Origin of the sequence: uncultured Caballeronia sp., from assembly GCF_964243625.1 — a bacterium.
In the GTDB taxonomy this organism is placed as follows: domain Bacteria; phylum Pseudomonadota; class Gammaproteobacteria; order Burkholderiales; family Burkholderiaceae; genus Caballeronia.
Window position 1 is genome coordinate 1 of sequence record NZ_CAXTGZ010000720.1, and the last position, 2,868, is coordinate 2,868.

The 2,868-nt window shown below is 55.3% G+C and carries 3 protein-coding genes; 1 reads left to right on the forward strand and 2 read right to left on the reverse strand.

Features of this window, described 5'->3' with window-relative positions; translation table 11 throughout:
- On the forward strand, positions 1–290 hold a 290-nt coding region (locus ACFFAR_RS29900), incomplete at its 5' end, for a DUF302 domain-containing protein (RefSeq protein ID WP_375509084.1).
- 634 nt (positions 291–924) lie between these two features.
- Here ACFFAR_RS29900 and ACFFAR_RS29905 read toward each other — a convergent pair.
- Both ACFFAR_RS29905 and ACFFAR_RS29910 read right to left on the reverse strand, forming a co-directional pair.
- Positions 925–1,479 carry a chorismate mutase gene (locus tag ACFFAR_RS29905; RefSeq protein ID WP_375509085.1) on the reverse strand — a complete coding sequence of 185 codons (555 nt, stop codon included), beginning with the start codon at positions 1,477–1,479 and terminating at the stop codon, positions 925–927.
- 168 nt (positions 1,480–1,647) lie between these two features.
- Positions 1,648–2,868 (reverse strand): FAD-binding oxidoreductase (locus ACFFAR_RS29910; protein ID WP_375509086.1); only part of this gene is annotated, 1,221 nt, incomplete at its 5' end.

The following is a 2,868-nucleotide window of genomic DNA, read 5'->3' on the forward strand; positions in this document are numbered from 1 at the left end:
ACATCGACCAATCGGCGGCCGCGGAACAATCCGGGTTACATTTGCGGCCAACAAGACCTATCCTGTTTGGCAATCCGAAGGCAGGCACGCCCGTCATGCAAGCTAATCCCTACGCAGCACTGGAGCTTCCATTGCGACTGTTGATCTGGGAAAGCGAAACGAGCAAAGTTAGTGTGAGTTTCCTGGACCCCGTCGACGCCTTGCAGACGCAGTACGGGCTTGATGCGCAGATCATCAAACCGCTGGCACAAGCAAGGGGGATTGTGCAGGGTGCACTATCACGCCCGTAAGCTTATGCGCATACGGCGATAACGGAGTTCGGATGCAATCTAGACCGGTATCGTTCTGCGCGGCCGTTTGCTAACTTTCTCGCCCCAACACCGTTGTCACGGTCGTGCTCAGATAAGGCTGGCACGGCGTACACTCAACATCAACGAGAACCGGGAAAATCCGGCCGGCTTTCCGTTCACGTTTATCAACGAATACAACGCGTCCGCTGGACATGGGGCAATAGCTTTTGTGCGCTAGAGGGCCGCTGCAAAGACGACGCTCTGTCGGACGGCTCCCAAATTGGCGGACTCCGCAGTTGTTGTTGGCAAGAACGAGCAGGACTTATTGCGCATGCAACAAGACCGGCACCAATCCCAATAATATGTAATGACGTCGATTGGCTCGATCCATGCAGCAAGAAGATGCCGCGTTAAAATTTTTCGATCAGGAGATCGCCAATAAAACAACTATGGCTGATTACCCGATGGTCGCGGGGGCTGGGCCACGCCCTTGCTGAAGCGATGCTCGCCGAGACGGGTATCGACTGATCGCTACGGCGCGCGATGTGTCGCAACTTGACGCACTGACAGCACGTTACGGCGGGCAGGTTATAGCGGTTGCGCTAGACGTGACCCGGTTAATTCCAACGAACTTTTATTCGCCGCAAACTCGGGCAAGTGCGCGATCTAGAGCGATTGAATATAACGCTGGCAGTTGGCGCTCAACGGCATAGGCGCTGGTCGCCGCGTAGATCTGCACGGCGCATTCCGGTTTTGAGCGCGAAATTTTGGTCGAAGCGAGTTGCTGGATAAAGGCGGTCTGAAGCTTGTCAAGCTTGGGTCTGATCTGGTCCGTCAAACTAGCGCGCGGTGAAGCCGGTGCCTTACCTTCGCGATGCCACTGTGCCATCAGCCCGTATTGCACGAGCTTGTTGGCCTCGATTTGATCCGAGAAAAAGTTCCGTGCAAAGCCTTCGGGTACACCTGCGGCCGAACTCTCTGATGCAGCAGTCGAGATCACTTGCTTTTCTCTATCCGGATCTTCTACCAATCTTCGAGTGTCCCATTTCGTGAGCGCGACGTCACGGCCGACGTCCAAGCGAGCTACAGTCAGTTCAATGAGCGTGTAGAACGCTTTGTCCGTCACTGGGGTCGCGAAAGCGAGACTGCTTGCGCTCAGAAACGCACCTGCAACAAAGAAATTGGCCATTCGAGCGATTCTTCCAAGTCTGTTCTTCATTTTTAGTAATCCCCGACAGTGCGATGCTTCCCAATGATGATGCAGTGGATCTCGCATCTCCTCTCTTGCAACCGGTGCGCAGGTAACGACGCCGTCAGCTTGGCAGAACTGAGCGGCCTTGACTGGATTGCGTCGAGCTCAATGGTGAGGCTCGATGTTTTGGTTTAGTGAGAAGAAGTTGCCGGGATCGTATTGCGTTTTGAGTTCGACCAGTCTCGGGTAATTACTGCCAAAGGCCGCGCATATTGCGCTTGTATTGTTGTCGCTCTGGAAATTGAGCAGGTTACTACCGCTTGAATAAGGAACTAGCGCGTCCGAAAATGAGCGTGCCCAAATGACGTGTTCGTCGCCTTCAGCGGCGATTTTCCATTGCGCCGTGATGCCAACGTTGTAGGCCGTATTACGCTGCCCAAACGCCGTGTGGGCATGGTCGACTCTTGCTGGAGCACCACCGTAGAACTCGAGTGTTACACCACTGAGCGGTGAGCGGGCTCGGTTGCCGTGATCAACAATCAGGTCGATTGCCTCATCGCTCAACTTGGTCAAAAACGTCGATTTCCAATAGTTGAACATTCCGTCAGGGAAAGCGCCGTCGAGCATCGACTGCAGCGCAGGAAACGGCATTGGCCCAATTGCATCAAGCAGCGGCGCGCCGAATTGACGGAGCGGCGCGATTATTTGCTCGCCCTCGACAAGCTCGCCGCAATAACAAACGATTACCCCTGCTACAGGCATGCCATCTGGTGTCGAAATCAAAGCAGCATATGCTGTCAGCTCTTCGGGTGCCGTGGACATGAAGCCGCGATAGTGGCGAAGCACTGCGCTTGCCTGTTCCCGCGGATAAAGGATCATGCCGCCCAACACGGTCGAGACTGGATGAGCCCGAAAGAGAAACGAGGTCACGATTCCGAAGTTGCCTCCACCGCCGCGCAATCCCCAAAAGAGATTCGCGTTTGTCTTATCGCTCGCGAGGAGAAGCTCGCCCTTAGCCGTGACGACGTCGCATGAGAGCAGGTTGTCGATGGTAAGCCCGTATTTGCGGACGAGCCAACCTACGCCGCCACCGAGCGTTAAACCTGCAATACCTGTTTTGGACACCACGCCAGTTGGCACGGCCAGGCCATGTAAATGCGTTTTCCGATCAATGTCGCCAAGCAGAGCGCCCGCTTGCACGCGGACCGTACGGGACTCTGCATCGACCGTAACATCGTTCATCCTCGACAGATCAATGACGATACCGTCGTCGCAAAGTGCCCGTCCGGCTACGTTATGTCCGCCACTTCTGACCGCGACCAGAATGTCCAGCTTGCGCGCGAAATTGACCGCACGTGCGACGTCCGCGGCATTCGAACAAAATGC